We start from the raw sequence: 17445 nt of genomic DNA on the forward strand, positions 1-17445 counted from the left end.
CGATCGAGGCTCAAGACCCGCTCAGGACAGGTCGTAGCGATAGAGGTCGTACTTTGGCCCGAACCGGTCAGTGCGTGGCGGGCGAATCAGACGCCGTCTCGATGCCGGACGGCGGCGATGAAGGGCTCTCGGAGTGCGACGGCGTGACCGGCGGCGAGGGCGGGGCGGACGACTCCGGCGGCGAGACCGACGTCGAAGTCGATGGCGAAGGCGACGGTGTGGCCGACGCCGACGAGGGCGAGGGCGAGGAGGCCGGCCCGGTCGTTCGGCTCACCGAGGGCTTCGGCGACCGGGACGTCGGCCGTGGCACGGGCACGATCGTGGTCGCCGCGGGGTGGGACGGCACCGCGGCGGGCACGCACGCCCGCGGGTCGAGCGCCGCGTCGGCGCACGGCCGGTCGTCGACGGGCGGCACCGCCGCCACGTCGGCGGGGTGGCTGAACCACGGCATCCCCCCGCCCGGCCCCACCTGGCCAAGAGCCGCCACGGCGCCCAGCAGCAACGCCGCCGCGCCGGCCGAGGCGACGACCGCGCGAGCGGTCCACCGCATGCGCCGGCGGGTGCGGGGCTGGCCGCGCAGCGGCACGGTCGCGTCGACCCGCGTCTCGGCGCCGCCGGTGAGGCCAGCGGTGAGGCCAGCGGTGAGGAAGGCCGGCAGGTCAACGGTGGCGCCGGCGATCCTGGCGAGTGTCAGGGCCGCCTCGTCGCTGGACGGCCGCAGCGCCGGCTCCGGGCTCAGGCACCGGCTCGCGAGCGCCGTCAGCTCGGCGGGGGGCCGGTGGCCCGGGCGGTCGTCGAAGCACGCGGCCAGCAGCGCGCCGAGCGCCCGCACGTCGGCGGACGCGCCGTCGGGGTCGGCCAGCATGTCGGCGGCGAACCCGATCACCTTCGCGCCGACGTCGGTCAGCACGACCTTGGCGGGAACGAGCGTCCCGTGGCTCACCCATCGGCCGTGCGCCTCCGCGAGCGCGGCGGCGACCTCGGCGCCGATGCGCGCCGCCTCCGGCCAGGCCAGCGGTCCCGCCGCGAGCCGCGCGGCAAGGGACGGCCCGTCGGCCAGCTCCATCACCACGAACGGCGTCGCGCCTCGCAGCGGCAGCACGGCGACGCCGACGTCATAGACCGCGGCGACGTTGGGATGCGTCAGCCGCGCGGCGGTCCGCCCGGCGGCCAGGAACTCCTGCGCGCGCCCGGGGCGGTCCGGACGCAGCAGCCGGATGGCGACGGGTCGCCGCAGCAGCGCGTCGTAGCCGCGCCAGATCTCCGCCGTGGCGCCGTTGCCAACAAGGCGGTCCAAGCGATACCGGCCGTCCAGCTCCATGTCGCCTGCGATGTCCTTGTCGTGCCGGGGAGAATGCGAACTGCCCCTTGAGTATGCCCGCTTCAGGCGCCCTACGCAGGGCAACCGGCGCACTGTTGTAAGAGTGCAATAACTTGCCCGCACCGTCGCCGCGAATGTGACGGTCCCGTGTCATTGCCGCGGCGGCCGGAAACGGATCTGGCCTCCGGAGAACGCCAATGGGTACCGTGCGGATCCGACGACCGCCGGCCATGACGGGAGACTGCAGCGGTGCCGAGGTTCGCGCGACGCTATCGGCTGGTGAGCCAGGCCGGGTCGGGCGGCATGGCCGAGGTGTGGCGCGCCGTCGACACCCGGTTGGACCGAACCGTCGCGATCAAGCTGCTGCTGCCCGAGCTCGCCGGATCGGCTCGCGCCCGCGAGCGGGCCGTCGCCGAGGCGCGCGCGGCCGCCCGGATCAACCACCCGAACGTCGCCGCCGTCTTCGACGTCGGCCACCGCCCGCGCGGGCTGCGCCGGCCGGTGCCGTATCTGGTGATGGAATACGTCGACGGCGAGACCCTCGATCACCGTCTCGCCAGCGCCGGCGCGCTGGACTGGCGCGACGCGGTGCGCATCGCCGTCCAGGTCGCCGACGCCCTCTCGGCGGCCCATCTGCGACGCGTGGTACACCGCGACATCAAGCCCGGCAACATCATGCTGACCCCGTCGCACGTGAAGGTGGTCGACTTCGGGCTCTCGTGGATCGTGGGCGCCGTCTCGGCTGGCACGGCCGGCTCGGAGAGCGTGCTGCTGGGCACCCCCGAATACATGGCGCCCGAGCAGTTGCGGGGCGAGCCCGTGACGGCGGCGGCCGACATGTACGCGTTCGGTGTCGTGCTGTTCCAGATGCTGACCGGCGCGCTGCCCTGGGCCGAGGTCACCCGGCACGATCTGGTCCGGCAGCGGCGGGCCGCCTCGGTGCAGGGCCCGGTGCGCCTGCCGCCGGCGGCCGGGGTGCCGGCCGAGATCGCCGCCCTGGTCGACGGCTGCCTCGCCGACGAGGCCGACCGGCGACCGTCCAGCCGTCACGCCGCCGGCGTGCTGCGCTCGGCGCTGGCGACGCACGCGGGCGAGGCGCAGGCCCCGCCGCCGGCCTGGGAGGCCGCCGCCCCCGGGCCGCGCACCCAGCCGCGCGGGCCCGAGCGCCCCCGGTACCCGTGCGTGGTTCCCTGGCAAACCAGGCCCTCCCGGCCAACCCGGTCACCCCAGTCGACCGGGACGGACCGCCGGCCGCGGCGCCGGGCCGTGCTGGTGGCCGTCGTGGCGGCGCTCGTCGCCGCGGGCGGATGGACGCGTCCGCTGTGGACGACACCCGCCGCGACCGCGAGCGGCGAGCGGCCCCCCGCCGCGCAGGACTGCGTCGTGCGGTACGTCGGGCACCGCACCGCGACGACCTTCGCCGCCCACCTGTCGATCGTCGGCGCCACGCAGCGGCCCTGGGTGCTGCGCTTCCGGGTTCCGCCGGGGCAGCTGGTCACGCAGGCACCCGGCACGAACTGGAGCCAGTCGGGCGCCGAGGTGACGCTGAGCGGCGACGGGCCGCTCGCCGCCGGGGCACCGGCCAGCATCGAGCTGAGCGGCGCGGTCGACCGGGCCGGCACCGGGTTTCCGACGGGCTTCCGCCTCGACGGGGCGTCCTGCCAGCGCATCGTGTCGATCCTCACGGTCGAGCCGACGGACCGCTGACACCGTCCGGCCGCACTGCATGGGCTCCGGCACGCTGTGGCCGCGAAGGACGGCGGGCTGCGGATGCGACGATGGAGCGATGTCCGAAGCCGACGCCGAGCCGCTCGTGGGTGCCCTGCTCGCGGTGAGCCGCACGATGGTGGCCCTCACCGCCCGCAGTCTCGCGGCGCTCGAGGTCGACGTCACGCTGCCGCAGTACCGGGCCCTGGTGCTGCTGGCGACCGGCCCGCGACGCAGCGCGGAGCTGGCACAGGAGCTGGGCGTGGCCGCCTCGACCCTGACCCGCATGTGCGACCGGCTCTGCCAGAAGGGCCTGGTGCGGCGCTTTCAGCGGGACGGCAACCGCCGCACGGTCTGGCTGGGGCTCACCGCGGCCGGGCGCGGGACGGTCGGCGCGGTCATGCTGGCGCGGCAGGAAGAGCTGCGCCGGATCGTCCGGGAGAGCGGGCTCGTCGCGTCGGGACGCACCCTCGATCTGCTGCATCGATTCGTGCGGGCCGGTGGCGAGCTACCCGACGACGAGTGGTGGCGGTGCTGGCAGCGCTCGGCCGAGGACGCCGCGCGGCTCAGCGTCGGCTGACGGCGTCCGATCGGCCGCCGCGCAGGTATTCCAGCGCCGAGACCTGGTCGGCGTGGATCGGCAGGACGTCGTGCAGGCACAGCATGCGTAGCGCGCTGGATACGCCGGGGCAGGCCCCGACCAGGCAGGTCCGGCCGCCGCTGCCGGCCGCGCGACGGGCCGAGCGGACCAGGACGTCGACCGCCGCAGAGCTGCGCCGCTGGACCGGGCTCACGTCGACCATCAGGTGCGGTGTCCGTTCGGGCTCGCCGCTGAGTAGGTCCCAGAGCTGTGCCTCGTCGGCGGGGAGCAGATCGCCGCGCAGGTAGATGGCGCGGACGTCGGACAGCACCTGGATCACCATGCGCTGCGACGAGCGCCCCGACGGCGTCACCGACGGCCGGTCAAGCGACCGGGCGCCGAGATGGGCCAGCGACGCCGCCGGCACGCACCGGCCGCACGTGTGCGGGCCGATCGCCAGGTCGCTGCCCCGCCAGCCGTCCTGGCTGAACAGGCCCCAGGCGAGCGCCCAGTCGGGCAGCGACGCGGCCAGGTTGCCGACCGTCCGGCCGCAGCCGTCGCAGACGAGGCTGAAGTCGGTGCCGTCGTGGCTCAGCAGGGCGGTCATCACACCCGCCTCAGCCGTCGACCGCGTACGCGGACCGCGTCGTGCACTTCGGGCAGCCGTGCGGTCCCTGCCGCGACCGTTCGCCGATCCAGCCGTGCCGCCTGACGAGGCTCCAGGCGAGCTCCCAGTTGTGCAGGTTGGCCCCGAGCCGATCGATCGTCGTCCCGCAGCCGTCGCACACGAGGCTGAAGTCCGTGCCGTCGGGATCGTGCAACACCGTCATGCCCCAGACCCCCCAGTTCGTCCGTCGGTCCGACCGGTTGCCATCCATCGTTGTCTCGGTGCCGTGACGAGACCTTGGCGGCACCATGACGGTTCGACGACAAAACGCGCCGCCCGGCGAGGCCCCGCCGCCGGCCAAACCGGCCCCGACGGCGTCGGAGGCGAAAGCGCTCTCAAGACAAACCAGCAGCTCAAGGCGGTGTTTGAGAGCGCTCTCTCAAATCTGGCATTGACAATGCTCACCGCTGTTGCGCATGATTCGCAAGGACCCCGTAAGACCCGCCACTCTCATCACGGAGTCCAATCCATGCGTCTTGTCAGAGGCCGGCCCGTCACAGCCGGCGCGATCGCCGTCGCGGTGGTCGCCACCGTCCTGACCTTCCTGACCCTTCCCAACGCCGAGGCCGCCACCCTCGGCTCCGGCAGCTACGCCACCGCCCGGCCGGCCGGCACCACCGGGCCGACGGGCTGCGGCAACCTCGCCACCAACCCGCGCCAGTACGTCACCGCCAACGCGCCCGCCGGCCCCGTGCCGACCAACGACTGGTGGTCGTCGCTGCTGTTCAAGCGCACCGACTGCGCGTACTCCGTGCCGCTGCACGCGCACCCGATGGCGTTCCAGCCCGCCGCCAACGGGCTCGGCGTCTCGTACACCACCACCGCCGCGATCTCCGGCACCGCCACCGGCCCCGGCGAGTACCACTTCCCGTACACCACCGAATTCACCCTCGGTGTGACCGGGCTGAACGCCCCGAACACGCTCGTCGACGGCTGGACCGACTGGACCGTCACCCCGTCCTGGTCCGACGGCGCCCGTACGCTCAAGGCCACGATCGGCCACGGCCTGCCGTTCGTGTACGCGCGCACGACCGGCGGCAACGCCCAGCTCACCTTCGCCGGCGCGCCCAGCGTCTGGTCCAACAGCGGCAACCAGGTCGGCTTCACCGTGCGCGGCCACGACTACGTGGCCTACGCCCCGGGCGGCGCCACGTGGAACGTCAACGGCACCGCGATCACCTCGACGCTCGCCGGGCGCGACTACTACTCCGTCGCGCTGCTGCCGACCACCCCGTCGACCCCGGCCGCCGAGCGGACCGCCCTGGCGAACACCTACGGGCAGTACGCGCACAACCACGTCACCGGGACCCGCGTCTCGTGGAGCTACAACCAGTCGGCGAGCGCGGTGAACGCGACCTACACGTTCACCACGACGGCCCGTGAGGGCAACGGCTCCGGCACCGTCATCGCGCTGTACCCGCACCAGTGGAAGAACCTCAGCGGCGCCACGCCGATCGCGCAGAGCTACGTCTCCCCGCGCGGGACGATGAAGATCCTCACCGGTGCCGGCGCGTTCACCACGGCCACGAAGTTCCAAGGTGTCCTGCCGGAGATCCCCGCCGTCGCCGACTCCTCCGGCGCGGATCTGAGCACCGTCGGCGGCTACCTCGACCAGGTCGCCACCGGCGATCCCCTGGCGGCCTTCGGCAACGACACCTACTGGACCGGCAAGGGCCTGGGCCGCGCCGCCCGCGCCGCCGAACTCGCCGACCAGCTCGGCCGCACCGCCCAGCGCGACGCGCTGCTGGGCGCGATCCGCACCCGGCTCACCGACTGGTTCACCGCCAGCCCTGGCAAGACGGGCCGGCTGTTCGCGTACGACCAGAACTGGGGCACGCTCATCGGCTACCCGGCCTCGTACGGTTCCGACGCCGAGCTCAACGACCACCACTTCCACTACGGCTACTACATCGCCGCCGCCGCGACCCTGGCGAAGTTCGACCCGGCATGGGCCGCGACGGCCGCCTACGGTGGCATGGTCAACCTGCTGATCCGCGACGCCAACAGCCCGGACCGGGGCGACCCGCTGTTCCCGTTCCTGCGGGACTTCGACATCTACGCCGGGCACGACTGGGCGTCCGGTCACGGCTCGTTCGCCGCCGGCAACAACCAGGAGTCGTCGTCGGAGGGCATGAACTTCGCCAACGCCCTGATCCAGTGGGGCATCGCCACCGGCAACACCGCCGTCCGCGACGCCGGCCTGTACATCTACAGCACCCAGGCGCAGGCGATCCAGGAGTACTGGCTGGACTCGTCGGACCAGAACTTCCCGTCGGCGTTCGGGCACAACACCGTCGGCATGGTCTGGGGCGACGGCGGCGCCTACGCCACCTGGTTCAGCGGCGAGCCCGAGATGATCCAGGGCATCAACATGCTGCCGGTCACCGGCGGCTCGTTCTACCTCGGGTACAAGCCGTCCTACGTGACCGTCAACTGGAACGAGATGGTGACGAACAACGGCGGGCCGCCCACGGTCTGGCAGGACGTACTGTGGTCGTTCCTCGCGCTCGGCAACGGTGACCAGGCTCTGGCGAACCTGCGGGCCAACCCGGGGTACACCCCGGAGGAGGGGGAAAGCCGCGCGCACACCTTCCACTGGATCCGCAACCTCGCCGCGCTGGGCCAGGTCGACACCACCGTCACCGCGAACACGCCGCTCTACGCGGTGTTCACGAAGAACGGCGCCCGCACGTACGCGGCGACCAACCTGAGCGGCGCGCCGGTCACCGTCACCTTCTCCGACGGCCGCACGCTCACCGTGGCCGCCGGGAAGACCGCGACGACCGGGGCGTACACCTGGGTCGGTGGCAACGGCACGAGCACCCCGCCGTCGTCTCAGCCGCCGTCCTCGCCGCCGCCGTCGTCTCAGCCGCCGTCGTCCCAGCCGCCGTCGTCGCCGCCGCCGTCGAGCCAGCCGCCGGTCGGCTCGAACCTCTTCTACCTGCGCGGCGGGCCGGCGCTGTCCACCTCGGCCGGCGCCGGGGCCACCACCCAGACGGTCACCGCCGCGAACGGCAACTGGGACGGCACCCCGCAAAACCCCGTCACCTACCGGACCTGCGGTATCACCGGCGCCCTGAACGGCGGCCAGACGCAGTTCACGCTCCACGTCGACGCCGGAACCGCGGTCGGACAGGGCATCCAGGCCCGCGTGTCGTACGACTTCACCGGCGGCGGCACGTACGGCCGGGTCGAGACCTACCGGTACTTCGCCACCGACCCGGTCGCCGGCACCGAGCAGTACACCCAGGCGGCCCAGCTCGCCTCGTCGACCGGCACCCTGTCGGCGATGAACCGCGGCTGCGTCCGGCTCGAAGTGTGGAACGCCATCGGCAACGCCCCGACCACGGTCCGGGTCGACGCCACGGCGGCGGACGGCCGCCAGTCCACGCTCACCATCCCGTACACCGTCAACTAACAATCCGTGCCTGGCGGGGCCGCGCGAACGCGGCTCCGCCCGGCGCGTGACGAACGCACCCGGGACGCGGTCAACGGACCACGCGGCAGACCAGCGGCGGCCGGGAACGCGCCGGCGGCCCGCGGCTCAGACGGACAGCAGCCGGTCGAGCAGCTGGTGGTATCGCAGCACCGTGTCCCGCATGCCCTCGGTGCTGTCCGACGATCGCGCGCCGACGCGTTCGAGCTGGTCCTCGCGGTCGTGGACGCTGTCGGCCAGGGCCCGCACGGCATCGTCCACCAGTTGCCGCGCCCCGGTGACGCTGCCTGGCGGGTCCTCGACGAAGTGCGTCTGCAGCTGGCGCCAGCGCTGCCGGAACTCGTCGGCCTTGGCCGGGTCCCAGATCCTCGGCTCGGGCCCCGGGGCCGGCTCCGGCCGCGCGCCGCCGGCGGTGGCCTGCGTGCGCGGTGGCGGTGGCTGCGCCACGGTTGGCGGCGGCGCACCCTGGGGCGGCGTGGGCGGGCGGGGTGGCGCCGGCATCGGCGGCGGTGGGGGCGTCTGGGACGGCGGCGCGGCCTGCGGCGGCGTCGGCGGCCGCGGTGCCGGGCCGGGTTGGCCGGGTTGGCCGAGATGGCTGGGTCCGGCCGGATCGGTCGAGTGGTCGTCACGCATCGCGATCCCGCCTTTCGTGCTCCTGCATTCTTTGTTTCTGCTGCTTTGTTTCTGCGCGGTTCCGCGCGGTGTCACTGCGCGGCGAATCAGCCGTGCCCGGTCGCCGGCCGGCCGCCCGGGGACTCGCCGAGCAGTTCCGCGAACAGCACGCGGTAGTGCATCAGCGCCTGGCGGAGCTGCTCCGTCGACGCCTGCCCGCGCTCATTCACCTTGTTGATCTCGTGTGCGTCGCGGTAGTGGTCGAGCGTCTCCGCGTGCTCCACGCTGAGGTCCTGGACGCGGGTGTCGAAGTCCTGGACGGGGTACCCGCGCTCGGCCATCACCTTCGTCACCAGCGCGTCGGCCTCACGGGTCGCGGCCTCCGGCTCCTCGACGAAGTGCGCCTGCGTGCGCGCCCACTGCTCGGCGTACTGCTGGCGCTCCCACGGGGCGAGTTCCTTGAGTTCCAGGGCGGCGTGGCGGCGCTCGCGCTCCTGCAGGTCACGTTCGGCCGCGCGCCGGCTGGGCTGCTCGGCGACCGCCCGGTCGTACTCGGGTCCGAAGCGGCGCCGCAGTGCCTTGGTGCGACGGTGCCGGCCGAGCGCCATCGTCGCGAGACCGGCGATCACCAGGACGAGCACGATGATGGCGATGGTGAGGGCCACGGTCGAGGACATCGCAAATCCCTTCGGGTTGGCCAGGAAAGACGCTAGCGCGCACCGGAGGCGGCCGGCCTCACCCCGGGCGGGGCCTACAACCGACCGGATCACGCGCGTCCGGGCGGTGCGCAACCCCGGGAAGCCGCGGCGCTGGACTCGGGCCGGCTGGCTGCCGGGTTCCTGACCGGCAGGCCGCAGCCAGCGGGACGGCCGGCGATGCACTGTTCATCACCATTCGAGGCGATTTTTGTGGGTAAGCCGAGGTCGCGCTACTTTCGCCGCATGCGACGGCGACATCTCCTCACCCTGGCGGCCGCGGGCGCGGTCGCCGGCTGTGCTCGCGGAGCCTTACCGCAGCGGGCCGACGGCGCGGTGGCCATCGAGGCGCCCGGCGGCGGCGCCTCGACCGGTCCGGCGGGGCTGGTGTTCCCGAAGGACTTCGGCTGGGGGGCGGCGACGTCGGCGTACCAGATCGAGGGCGCGGTGAAGGACGACGGCCGCGGGCCGTCGGTGTGGGACGTGTTCAGCCACGAGCCGGGCCGCATCCGCAACGGGGACACCGGCGACGTGGCCGCCGACCACTACCACCGGCTCGACGAGGACCTCGACCTCATGCGGGACCTCGGCCTGAAGTCGTACCGGTTCTCGGTCTCGTGGCCGCGGGTGCTGCCGACCGGCTGGGGCGCGGTCAACGCCAAGGGCCTCGACTTCTACCGCAGGCTCGTCGACGGGCTGCTCGCCCGCGGGATCGCGCCGGTGGTCACCCTGTTCCACTGGGACACCCCGCAGGCGCTGCAGGATCTCGGCGGCTGGGAGAACCGCGACTGCGCGAAGTGGTTCGCCGACTACGCGCACACGATGTTCACCGCGCTCGGCGACAGGGTGCCGACCTGGCTGACGCTCAACGAGCCGAAGACCGTCGTCGACGTCGGCTACACGGCCGGCACGCACGCCCCCGGCAAGCGGGACCGGCGGCTGGCCAACGTCGTCGGCCACCATCTGCTGCTCGGGCACGGGCTCGCTGTGCAGGCACTGCGCGGTACCACCGCCAAAGGCCGAATCGGCGCGGCCCTCAGCCTGTCGCCCACCTACCCCGACGACGACTCGGCGGCGGCACGCCGCCAGGCGACGATCGCCGACGGCGAGGAGAACCGCCGCTGGCTCGATCCCGTGCTGCTGGGGCGATACCCGCAGGACTGGCTGGCCACGCAGCCGGCCGACGCGCCGGTCCGCGCGGCGATCAAGGACGGCGACCTGGCCGTCATCAGCGCGCAGAGCGACCTGCTCGGGGTGAACTACTACGGCACCACCCACGTGACGGGCACCGGGAGCCGGGTCATGCGGCACCCGACGTCGCAGGCGACGTGGCAGGAGATCGACCCCAACGGGCTGTACGACCTGCTCACCCGCATCAAGCGCGACTACGGCGACATCCCGCTGACTATCACGGAGAACGGGATGGCGACGAAGAACGCGATGCTGGACCAGGACCGCATCACGTTCCTGCGCGATCACCTGGCCGCCGCCCACCGGGCCATCGCGGCGGACGTGAAGCTGGAGAGCTACCACCTCTGGTCGCTGATGGACAACTTCGAGTGGGCCGAGGGCTACACGCAACGCTGGGGCATCGTCAACGTCGACTTCGCCACCCAACGGCGGACCCACAAGGCGAGCGCCGACTGGTACAAGACCGTGATCGCCCGAAACGGCATCAGCTGACGTAGGTCAGCGTCAACCCCGGCGGCATGCTGAGATGCTGGGGTGACCGAAGAGACCGTACCCCGCCAGCGCACGCCCTCGTCCGACGTGTTCGCGTCAAGAATGTCGCGGGTGGCGCGATGGTGCGCCGGCGTCTCGCAGTCACGGGCGTTCGAGGTGGCGATCGTCATCGCCATCGGCGCGAACGCGCTCGTGCTGGGCATCGAGACCTACCCGGACCTCGGCACGGCCGACGTGCTGCTGGGCTCGCTGGAGTGGTGCTTCCGGCTCATCTTCTTCGCCGAGATCGCGATCCGGATCCTGGCCTTCGGGCGCCGGCCCCAGGACTTCTTCAAACAGGGCTGGAACGTCTTCGACTTCATCGTCATCGCCGCCGTGTTCATCCCCGGCCTGCACGGCGACCCCGCGGCCCTGCGGGTGATCCGCATCGCCCGGGTGGTGCGGCTGGTGCGCTTCTCCCCCGGGCTGCGCACCATCGTGGCCGCCCTGCTGCGCAGCCTGCCCGGGGTCGGCGGCTTCCTCGCGCTGGCCCTGGTGACCTTCTACGTGTACGGGATGGCCGGCTGGCTGATCTTCGGCAAGACCTACCCGGCGGAGTACGGCACCATCGGCCGGGCCGTGCTGACCCTCTTCGTGCTGCTCTCGCTCGAGACGCTGCCGGAGCTGATCGAGCAGGGCATGGCGATGTCGCCCTGGACGCTGGTGTACTACGTCAGCTACGTGCTCATCACCGTGAACCTGCTGGTGAACATCCTGATCGCGGTCATCGTCAACTCGATGGAGGAGGCCCGCCGGCTGGAGATGACCGAGGGGCTGGCCGCCGACTTCGACGAGGACGGCGACGGCGTGCCCGACGAGATCGACCGGATCGTGATCAGCCGGCGCCTGGACGATCTGCGGACGCTGCTGGTCGAGCTGGAACGGGACCTGCGTATCGACCGCGACGAGGGCCGCCCGAGAGCGGCCCCCGATCGCTGAGCGGGATGCCGGGGTCGTACCGCGGTTCAGCCCTGCCGCAGCGCGGGCAGCGGGATCGGGATCTGATGCGCGGTGGCACCGGCGCCGACGCCGCCCTCGCAGCTGTTGGGCGGCGCGGTGCTGACGCCCCTGGTCGAGGGCAGTTCCGCAGCCCAGAACATGAACCCGAGCATGCCGGTCGACTGCACGAACGCGCCGGTCGAGCGCTGCACCGAGTTGGCGAAGTCGGTGCACTCGGGCCGGACCTTGCTGCCCTCGGCGATGTACAGGCTGCCGGTGAACTTCGCGGGTGCCAGCGGCGGGATCGGCGGCGCGAACTGCGGCTTGCCGTCGATGTGCTCCTGCCAGCTCGTGGTCACGGCGCTGGCCGAGGGCTGCTTGGACGGCACCATCGCGTTGGCGTAGTCGAGCACGGGCACGTCCGTGCGCAACCAGTCGGCCGTCGCCTTGCGGTCGATGTCGATCAGCCAGCGGGCACCCGCGGCGACGTCGATGGTGAGCCGGGCGGCCGGGTTGGCGCCGGTCGCGTCGTAGGGCAGGGCCGCGCGGTAGGTGTCGATGAACGTCTGCAGGCCGGCGAGCTTCGGCGACGAGTTCTGCTCGTAGTCGATCTCGATGCCGACGCCGAGGCGCTGCGCTACCGCGACGGCGTTGCGCGCCAGCTGCGCCGGGTTCTCGGCCAAGGCGCTGTCCCAGGCACTGGTGTACGTGATCCCCCCGATCGACAACATGACCCGTACACCACGGCTGGTGAAGTAGTTGACGATGTCCGGCGTGATGCCCTTCGGCACGCCGGCGCTGGTGGTGGCGTCGTCGGTGAGATGCAGCAGCTTCGCCGGCTGCAGGAAGCTCAGCACGACCACGTTGACGGAGGGCCGGCCGTCGCCGCGGTCGATGAGCCAGTGGTTGCGGCTGTCGAACTCGCTGACGGTGCGGACCGTGCCCCAGATACAGGCGTCGTTGCCGCAGTGCCAGGCGCCGTACACCTGGATGGGACCGCCCGCGGCGGAGGCGGGTGCGGCCGGCGCCACGATGAACGCCGCGAACAACAGGACAACTGCCAAGACTCGACGCATAGGGTGCTCCCTCGACCACGAGCCGTTAATTGGACGGGACATTAACGGTTGGATCGACGGCTGTCACCGCACTGTGAAAACCACCCCAAACCCGTAATGCGCGCGCGACGCGCATCGCTTCTTATGGATGGATGGCCGTCCCGTATCGGGCGTCAGGCGCGCCGCCGCCCGGCGCCGGCGGCGACCCATAGGGCCCGGTCGGTCATCCGGGCGAGGGCGTCGCTCATGGCGACACCCACCGCCGCGACGCCCAATCCGAGCAGGAACGCCCGCAGATTCCCCTCACGCATCGCCGCTCGCCTCCGACCGGTCCGGGGCCGATCGCCCCGGCACCGGCTACGACGATGCCACCGGGGCTGCGGCAACGGTCGAGGCCGAGCGCCCGGACCGGCGGGCCGAACGTCCCGGATGGCCGGATGCCCGTGGTGCACGTCACCGGCGGGCGAGGCGCGCCAGCAGCCGGTGGATGTGGCGTAGCGCGCCGACCAGTGCGGCGCGGCGGCGGGCCAGACCCGGCGTCGTCGTCGGCGCCGGCACGGTCGCCGCCTCGTCGGCGGTGCGCAGCACGAGGTTGACGAGAAACGGCTCGGCGATGTCGGCTTCGTGGACCCGGCGGTCGATGTCGTGCCCGGCCTGCGCGTCGGGGGCGGCGAGCAGGAGCGCGGCGAGGTCGAATCCGGCCAGGTAGAGCCCGGCGTCGGCGAAGTCGGTCAGGGCGAGCCGCCGGGACGGCAGCTGGACGACGCTGCGCGGGGTGAGGTTGCCGTGGGCGAACGTCCGGTCGGCCCGGCAGCGGTCCAGCAGGTCCCGCAGGCGGCAGGCGTCGCCGGCGGAGAGGTGGCCGCCCTGCACGTGCCGGGCGATCCAGGCGTCGTAGTCCACGGCCCAGGCGTCGACCTCCTCGGGGGCGGGCCGCCAGGCGGACAGCAGCGCCGCGGCCTGGATCAGGCGGGCCCAGTGGGCGCGGTCGCTAAGCGGCGGATCGTCCGGACCGCCCTGCAGCGGCTCGCCGACGGCCCGGCTGACGACCAGCGTCCGGTCGTCGTGCCAGCGGTGCTCGTCGGCGAGCACCAGCGGCGGGGTACGCCGGAAGGCCTGGGCCACCTCGCGCCGGCGGCGGAACCGGTGCACGGCGGTCGGATCATCGGCGGTGCGAATGATCACCGCCACGGACTCGCCGTGCCAGCGCCCGGACAGCACCGCGTCCGCGCCGTCGGTGCGCAGCGGCTGCCGACGATCCAGCGTGGCGCCCGCCGGGAGCCGCCGCGGCGTCCACAGGTCACTGCGGGTCACCGGCGGCGGGGACGGGCAGCGTGGCGCCGGGCCGGTGCGGTGTCCCGGCACCGGCTCGGGCGCCGCCGGGCCCGCGCTCAACGCGAGCAGCTTGCGGTCGCAGCGGGCGGCGATGCCCTCGAGCGTGGCGAGTTCCTGCGCTGTCCATGCCCGCGGCCGCGAGTCGATCGCGGCCAGGGCACCCAGCACGTGGCCGCCGCGGCCGCGGACCGGGACGCCGGCGAACGCGGTGACGCCGAGGTTGCGGATCGCGTCGCTGGTGTGCAGGACCGGGTCGCGGCGCGCGTCGGTGATCGTCAGCCGGGCCTGGGCGCCCACGACGTACTGGCAGATCGAGTGGGTCAGCGGCGTCTCGCGCCGGTGCTGGCAGAGCTCGGGCAGGCCGGCCGCGCCGGGCAGGATCTGGCGGGTGCGCTCGACGAGCACGACGAGCACGATCGGCACCCCCAGGACTCGGCGCGCGTAGGCCACGATGTGATCGAACCACGGGTGTGGGACGGCGCCGAGCCCGGTCGCGGCCACCGCATGCAGCCGAGCCACGTCGTGGATCGCGGTAGCGGTGCCCAGCACGTCGATCACGACTACTCCGGTGCGGATCGCAGTGGTCAGCTTGAGGCTCTCATGCTGGTGTATCTCGCCGAAGTTTGCGCGGGTATCCGCCGCGCGGCCACGATTCGGCGCGTTCGGCACCGGCCGTCACGCGGCACTCGTGGCCTGCACCATCCACAGCCGGAGCACATCAATTGATCGGACAGACATCGATAGACGTACAGCTCTTCTCCGCATCACCGTTCCGGCAGGATTCCATGCGATCGGCGCAACCGATGGACAGACCGTCACGTGGTGTTGCATGGTCGGCTTGACGGCCCGTAGCCATGTGGTCGCAATCGGGCGTAGCCGTCGCGGATCGTTGGCGAGGTTGGGAGACCGACGCGATGGACCGCACATCCCCGCACCGCGGCTGTCGCCCCTGGCGCCCGGACGCCGGGCCCCACCGCCAGGCGCACCGCACCGCGCCGATACAGCGATGTCCGACGGTCGTCAGATCCTGATGGATGACCTACCCGGGCGGATGAACGCGAGCGGCGTGTACCTGCGCCGACAGCGGCTGCTGTCGGCGCTCAACGCCGCGAGCGACGCGGCGGTCAGGACGGTGTACGGCCCCGCCGGTGCCGGCAAGACCATGCTGCTGCTGGACTGGCTGGATCAGCTTCCCCCGCTCGCGCCGGCGGTGTACGTGGAGCTGACCGGCGCCAACACCGCGCGGGTGCGGTGGCGGCAGGTCAAGACCACCGGCGCCTCGGGAGGCACGGGCGGCGCGTGGCCGAGCGGGCCGTGGCCACGTGACCTCGATCCGGCCGGCGGCGGGCTGCTGAGCCTGCCCGAGGCCGCCGGCATGCTGGACCGGCTGCCGGCCGCCGACGCTGGCCCGCGGGACGAGCCCGCCACCGTCGTGGTCGACGGCATCGACGCGGTCACCGACCCGCGCATGCTGGACCGGCTCATCGGCGGGCTGCTGCGGCACCGCGCGCCCGGAACCGCCCAGGCCCGCAAGCCGGCCGTGCAGGTCGTTCTCGCAGGCCGGCACCCGCCGGACCCGCCGGGCCTGCCGAACCTGGGCCACGCGGCGCTGCCGGCGGACGCCGCCTTCGATCCGCGGGAGCTGCAGCTGACCTGCGCCGAGACCGCACAGCTGTGCGCGCTGCGCGGTCTGGACGCCGCGCCGGCCGACGTACGCCACCTCTACGCGGTCACCGGAGGCTGGGCCGCAGGCGTCGCGATCGCCATCGACACGCTCCAGAACGGCCCCTATGACATGCAGCAGCACCTCGACGAGATCCTGCGCACCGGGGCCGATCTCGACGCCTACGTCGAGGACGACGTGCTGGCCGGGCTGGCGCCGGACCAGCGCGACGCGGTCGAGGCGGCCAGCATCCTCGCCACGGTCAACGCCGAGCTGCTCACGGCGCTCACCGGCCGGCCGGACAGCGCCTCGCTGCTGGCCGCCCTCGCCGAACACCGTCGCGTGTTCGTGGAGCTCGACGACGTCTCGGGCTGGTACGGCCTGCCCCGGCTCTGGCGCGCGGCGCTGCACCACAGGCTGCTCACCACGGCCCCCGATCGGCTCCACGACCTGCACCGCACCGCCGCCGCCTGGTACGCCGAGCACCGCCAGCCGGCCGAGGAGCACCGCCACGCCGCGGCCGCCCTCGACCAGCCCATCGGCGAGCCCCGGGCCCGTGCCCGCGGGACCGGGGCGGACACCCGGCGTCGCCCGGGCACGGCCGCCGGTGCCCTGTTCGAGTACGCCTGGCTGGCCCTGCAGGCGGGCGACCCGTTCGAGGCCCGCCAGCGCCTCACCGCGGCGCTCAGCGGACCGGCCGACGGCGGCGCGGCGCCGCGGCTGAAGGCGACCCGGATGGGCGCCCTCGCCGACCACCAGCAGGGCCTACTGCGGGCGGCCGCCCGCGCCGCCGCCGACGTGCGCGCCACGCTGCACCGCCACGGCGTCGCCGACTCCCGCGACGAGGGATGGGCGCTGCTCACCCTCGCCGCCGTCGCCGTGCTGCGCGGCCAGCCCGAGCGGGCCCACCGCCGCCTCGACGACCTGCTCGTCCAGAACTGGCCGCCGGACCCGGCGCTGCTGGCCGGCGAGACCTTCCACCGGCTGCTGGCCACCTACCAGACGGGCCAGCCCGCCGCCGCGCTGGCCGCGGCCGAGCGGCTCATCGCCGAGGACGCCGACACGCTCGTGCTGCCCGGCTGGGCCCCGCGGGCGGCGCGCATCGAGCTGCTCACCGCCCGCGGTTTCATCCACGACGCCGGCCGCCACCTCGACGCCGACGCCGACCGGTTCCCGCCGGTGGTCGCGGCCCTCGCCGCGGCGAGGATCGCCCTGGCCACCGCCCACCGCCCCGGCACCGAGGCGGAGCGGATCCTCCGGCCGTTCCTCGGCGAACGCGAGGTCTGCCTGGTGCACGCCGTCGAGCTGCGCCTGCTCATCGCCGCCGGGGCCCGCCGGGCGGGCCGCCCCGCCGTCGCCGAGCGCTTCGACCGGGACGCCACCACCCTGGCCTCCGGCGAACAGCTGCGGCATCCGTTCATCGTCCTGCGGCTGCTGGCGGGCGCCACCCGCGCCGCCCCGCCACCGCCGAACGGCGCACCGGCCGCCCACGGCCCGGGCGAGCGTCCCGAGCTGACGCAGGCCGAGTCGAGCGTGCTGGGCATGCTCGTCGGCTTCCTGACCGTCGGCGAGATCGCCGGCGAACTGCACCTGTCGCCGAACACCGTGAAGACCCACCTCGCCGCGGTCTACCGCAAGCTCGGCGTCCACCGCCGCCGCGACGCCGTACGCCGCGCCCGCGAGCTCGACCTGCTCTGACGGCGAGACGACCGG

14 protein-coding genes are annotated in these 17445 nt (G+C 73.3%); 6 read left to right on the plus strand and 8 right to left on the minus strand.

The features are described from left to right. Nucleotides 1–67 precede the first annotated feature (67 nt). Entirely contained in the window at nt 68–1321 is a 1254-nt protein-coding gene (locus AB0367_RS27780; protein ID WP_366229386.1) for a protein kinase, read from the minus strand. Between the two features lie 249 nt (nt 1322–1570). On the opposite strand from AB0367_RS27780, the gene AB0367_RS27785 reads away from it, so the two are divergent. Both AB0367_RS27785 and AB0367_RS27790 read left to right on the plus strand, forming a co-directional pair. Further along, on the plus strand, nt 1571–3028 hold the full coding sequence (locus AB0367_RS27785; RefSeq protein WP_366229387.1) for a serine/threonine-protein kinase: 1458 nt from the start codon (nt 1571–1573) through the stop codon (nt 3026–3028). Nucleotides 3029–3107: 79 nt separating this feature from the next. Next, entirely contained in the window at nt 3108–3608 is a 501-nt protein-coding gene (locus AB0367_RS27790; RefSeq protein WP_366229388.1) for a MarR family transcriptional regulator, read from the plus strand. Here the strand turns inward: AB0367_RS27790 and AB0367_RS27795 are convergent. Further along, a complete protein-coding gene (locus tag AB0367_RS27795) occupies nt 3595–4215 on the minus strand; it encodes an STAS domain-containing protein (RefSeq protein ID WP_366229389.1) in 621 nt (206 codons plus the stop codon). The two genes, AB0367_RS27790 and AB0367_RS27795, sit on opposite strands and share 14 nt — an antisense overlap. A gap of 10 nt (nt 4216–4225) precedes the next feature. Further along, nucleotides 4226–4438: a hypothetical protein gene (locus AB0367_RS27800; RefSeq protein ID WP_366229390.1), complete on the minus strand. Its 213-nt coding sequence runs from the start codon at nt 4436–4438 to the stop codon at nt 4226–4228. A 306-nt stretch (nt 4439–4744) separates the two neighbouring features. Between AB0367_RS27800 and AB0367_RS27805 the strand changes: the two genes are divergently transcribed. Beyond that, nucleotides 4745–7693, plus strand: coding sequence for a glycosyl hydrolase (locus AB0367_RS27805; protein WP_366229391.1), 2949 nt, complete (start codon nt 4745–4747; stop codon nt 7691–7693). A gap of 126 nt (nt 7694–7819) precedes the next feature. On the opposite strand, the gene AB0367_RS27810 is transcribed toward AB0367_RS27805, so the two are convergent. Next, nucleotides 7820–8158 carry a hypothetical protein gene (locus tag AB0367_RS27810; protein ID WP_366229392.1) on the minus strand — a complete coding sequence of 113 codons (339 nt, stop codon included), beginning with the start codon at nt 8156–8158 and terminating at the stop codon, nt 7820–7822. A gap of 272 nt (nt 8159–8430) precedes the next feature. Beyond that, complete coding sequence (locus AB0367_RS27815; RefSeq protein WP_366229393.1) at nt 8431–9000, minus strand: hypothetical protein; 570 nt, start codon at nt 8998–9000, stop codon at nt 8431–8433. A gap of 264 nt (nt 9001–9264) precedes the next feature. On the opposite strand from AB0367_RS27815, the gene AB0367_RS27820 reads away from it, so the two are divergent. Then, a complete protein-coding gene (locus AB0367_RS27820) occupies nt 9265–10701 on the plus strand; it encodes a GH1 family beta-glucosidase (RefSeq protein ID WP_366229394.1) in 1437 nt (478 codons plus the stop codon). A gap of 42 nt (nt 10702–10743) precedes the next feature. Beyond that, nucleotides 10744–11679: an ion transporter gene (locus AB0367_RS27825; RefSeq protein WP_366229395.1), complete on the plus strand. Its 936-nt coding sequence runs from the start codon at nt 10744–10746 to the stop codon at nt 11677–11679. Between the two features lie 26 nt (nt 11680–11705). On the opposite strand, the gene AB0367_RS27830 is transcribed toward AB0367_RS27825, so the two are convergent. The 3 genes from AB0367_RS27830 to AB0367_RS27840 all read right to left on the minus strand — a co-directional run bounded on the left by AB0367_RS27830 (nt 11706) and on the right by AB0367_RS27840 (nt 14627). After that, nucleotides 11706–12755 carry a hypothetical protein gene (locus AB0367_RS27830; RefSeq protein WP_366229396.1) on the minus strand — a complete coding sequence of 350 codons (1050 nt, stop codon included), beginning with the start codon at nt 12753–12755 and terminating at the stop codon, nt 11706–11708. A gap of 152 nt (nt 12756–12907) precedes the next feature. After that, nucleotides 12908–13045, minus strand: coding sequence for a hypothetical protein (locus AB0367_RS27835; RefSeq protein WP_366229397.1), 138 nt, complete (start codon nt 13043–13045; stop codon nt 12908–12910). Nucleotides 13046–13187: 142 nt separating this feature from the next. After that, nucleotides 13188–14627 (minus strand): GAF domain-containing protein, encoded by a 1440-nt coding sequence (locus tag AB0367_RS27840; protein WP_366229398.1) that lies wholly within the window; start codon nt 14625–14627, stop codon nt 13188–13190. Between the two features lie 448 nt (nt 14628–15075). Between AB0367_RS27840 and AB0367_RS27845 the strand changes: the two genes are divergently transcribed. Beyond that, nucleotides 15076–17430, plus strand: coding sequence for a LuxR C-terminal-related transcriptional regulator (locus AB0367_RS27845; protein WP_366229399.1), 2355 nt, complete (start codon nt 15076–15078; stop codon nt 17428–17430). Nucleotides 17431–17445 lie beyond the last annotated feature (15 nt).

The sequence above is a fragment of the Dactylosporangium sp. NPDC051484 genome, assembly GCF_040689395.1.
Classification (GTDB): domain Bacteria; phylum Actinomycetota; class Actinomycetes; order Mycobacteriales; family Micromonosporaceae; genus Dactylosporangium.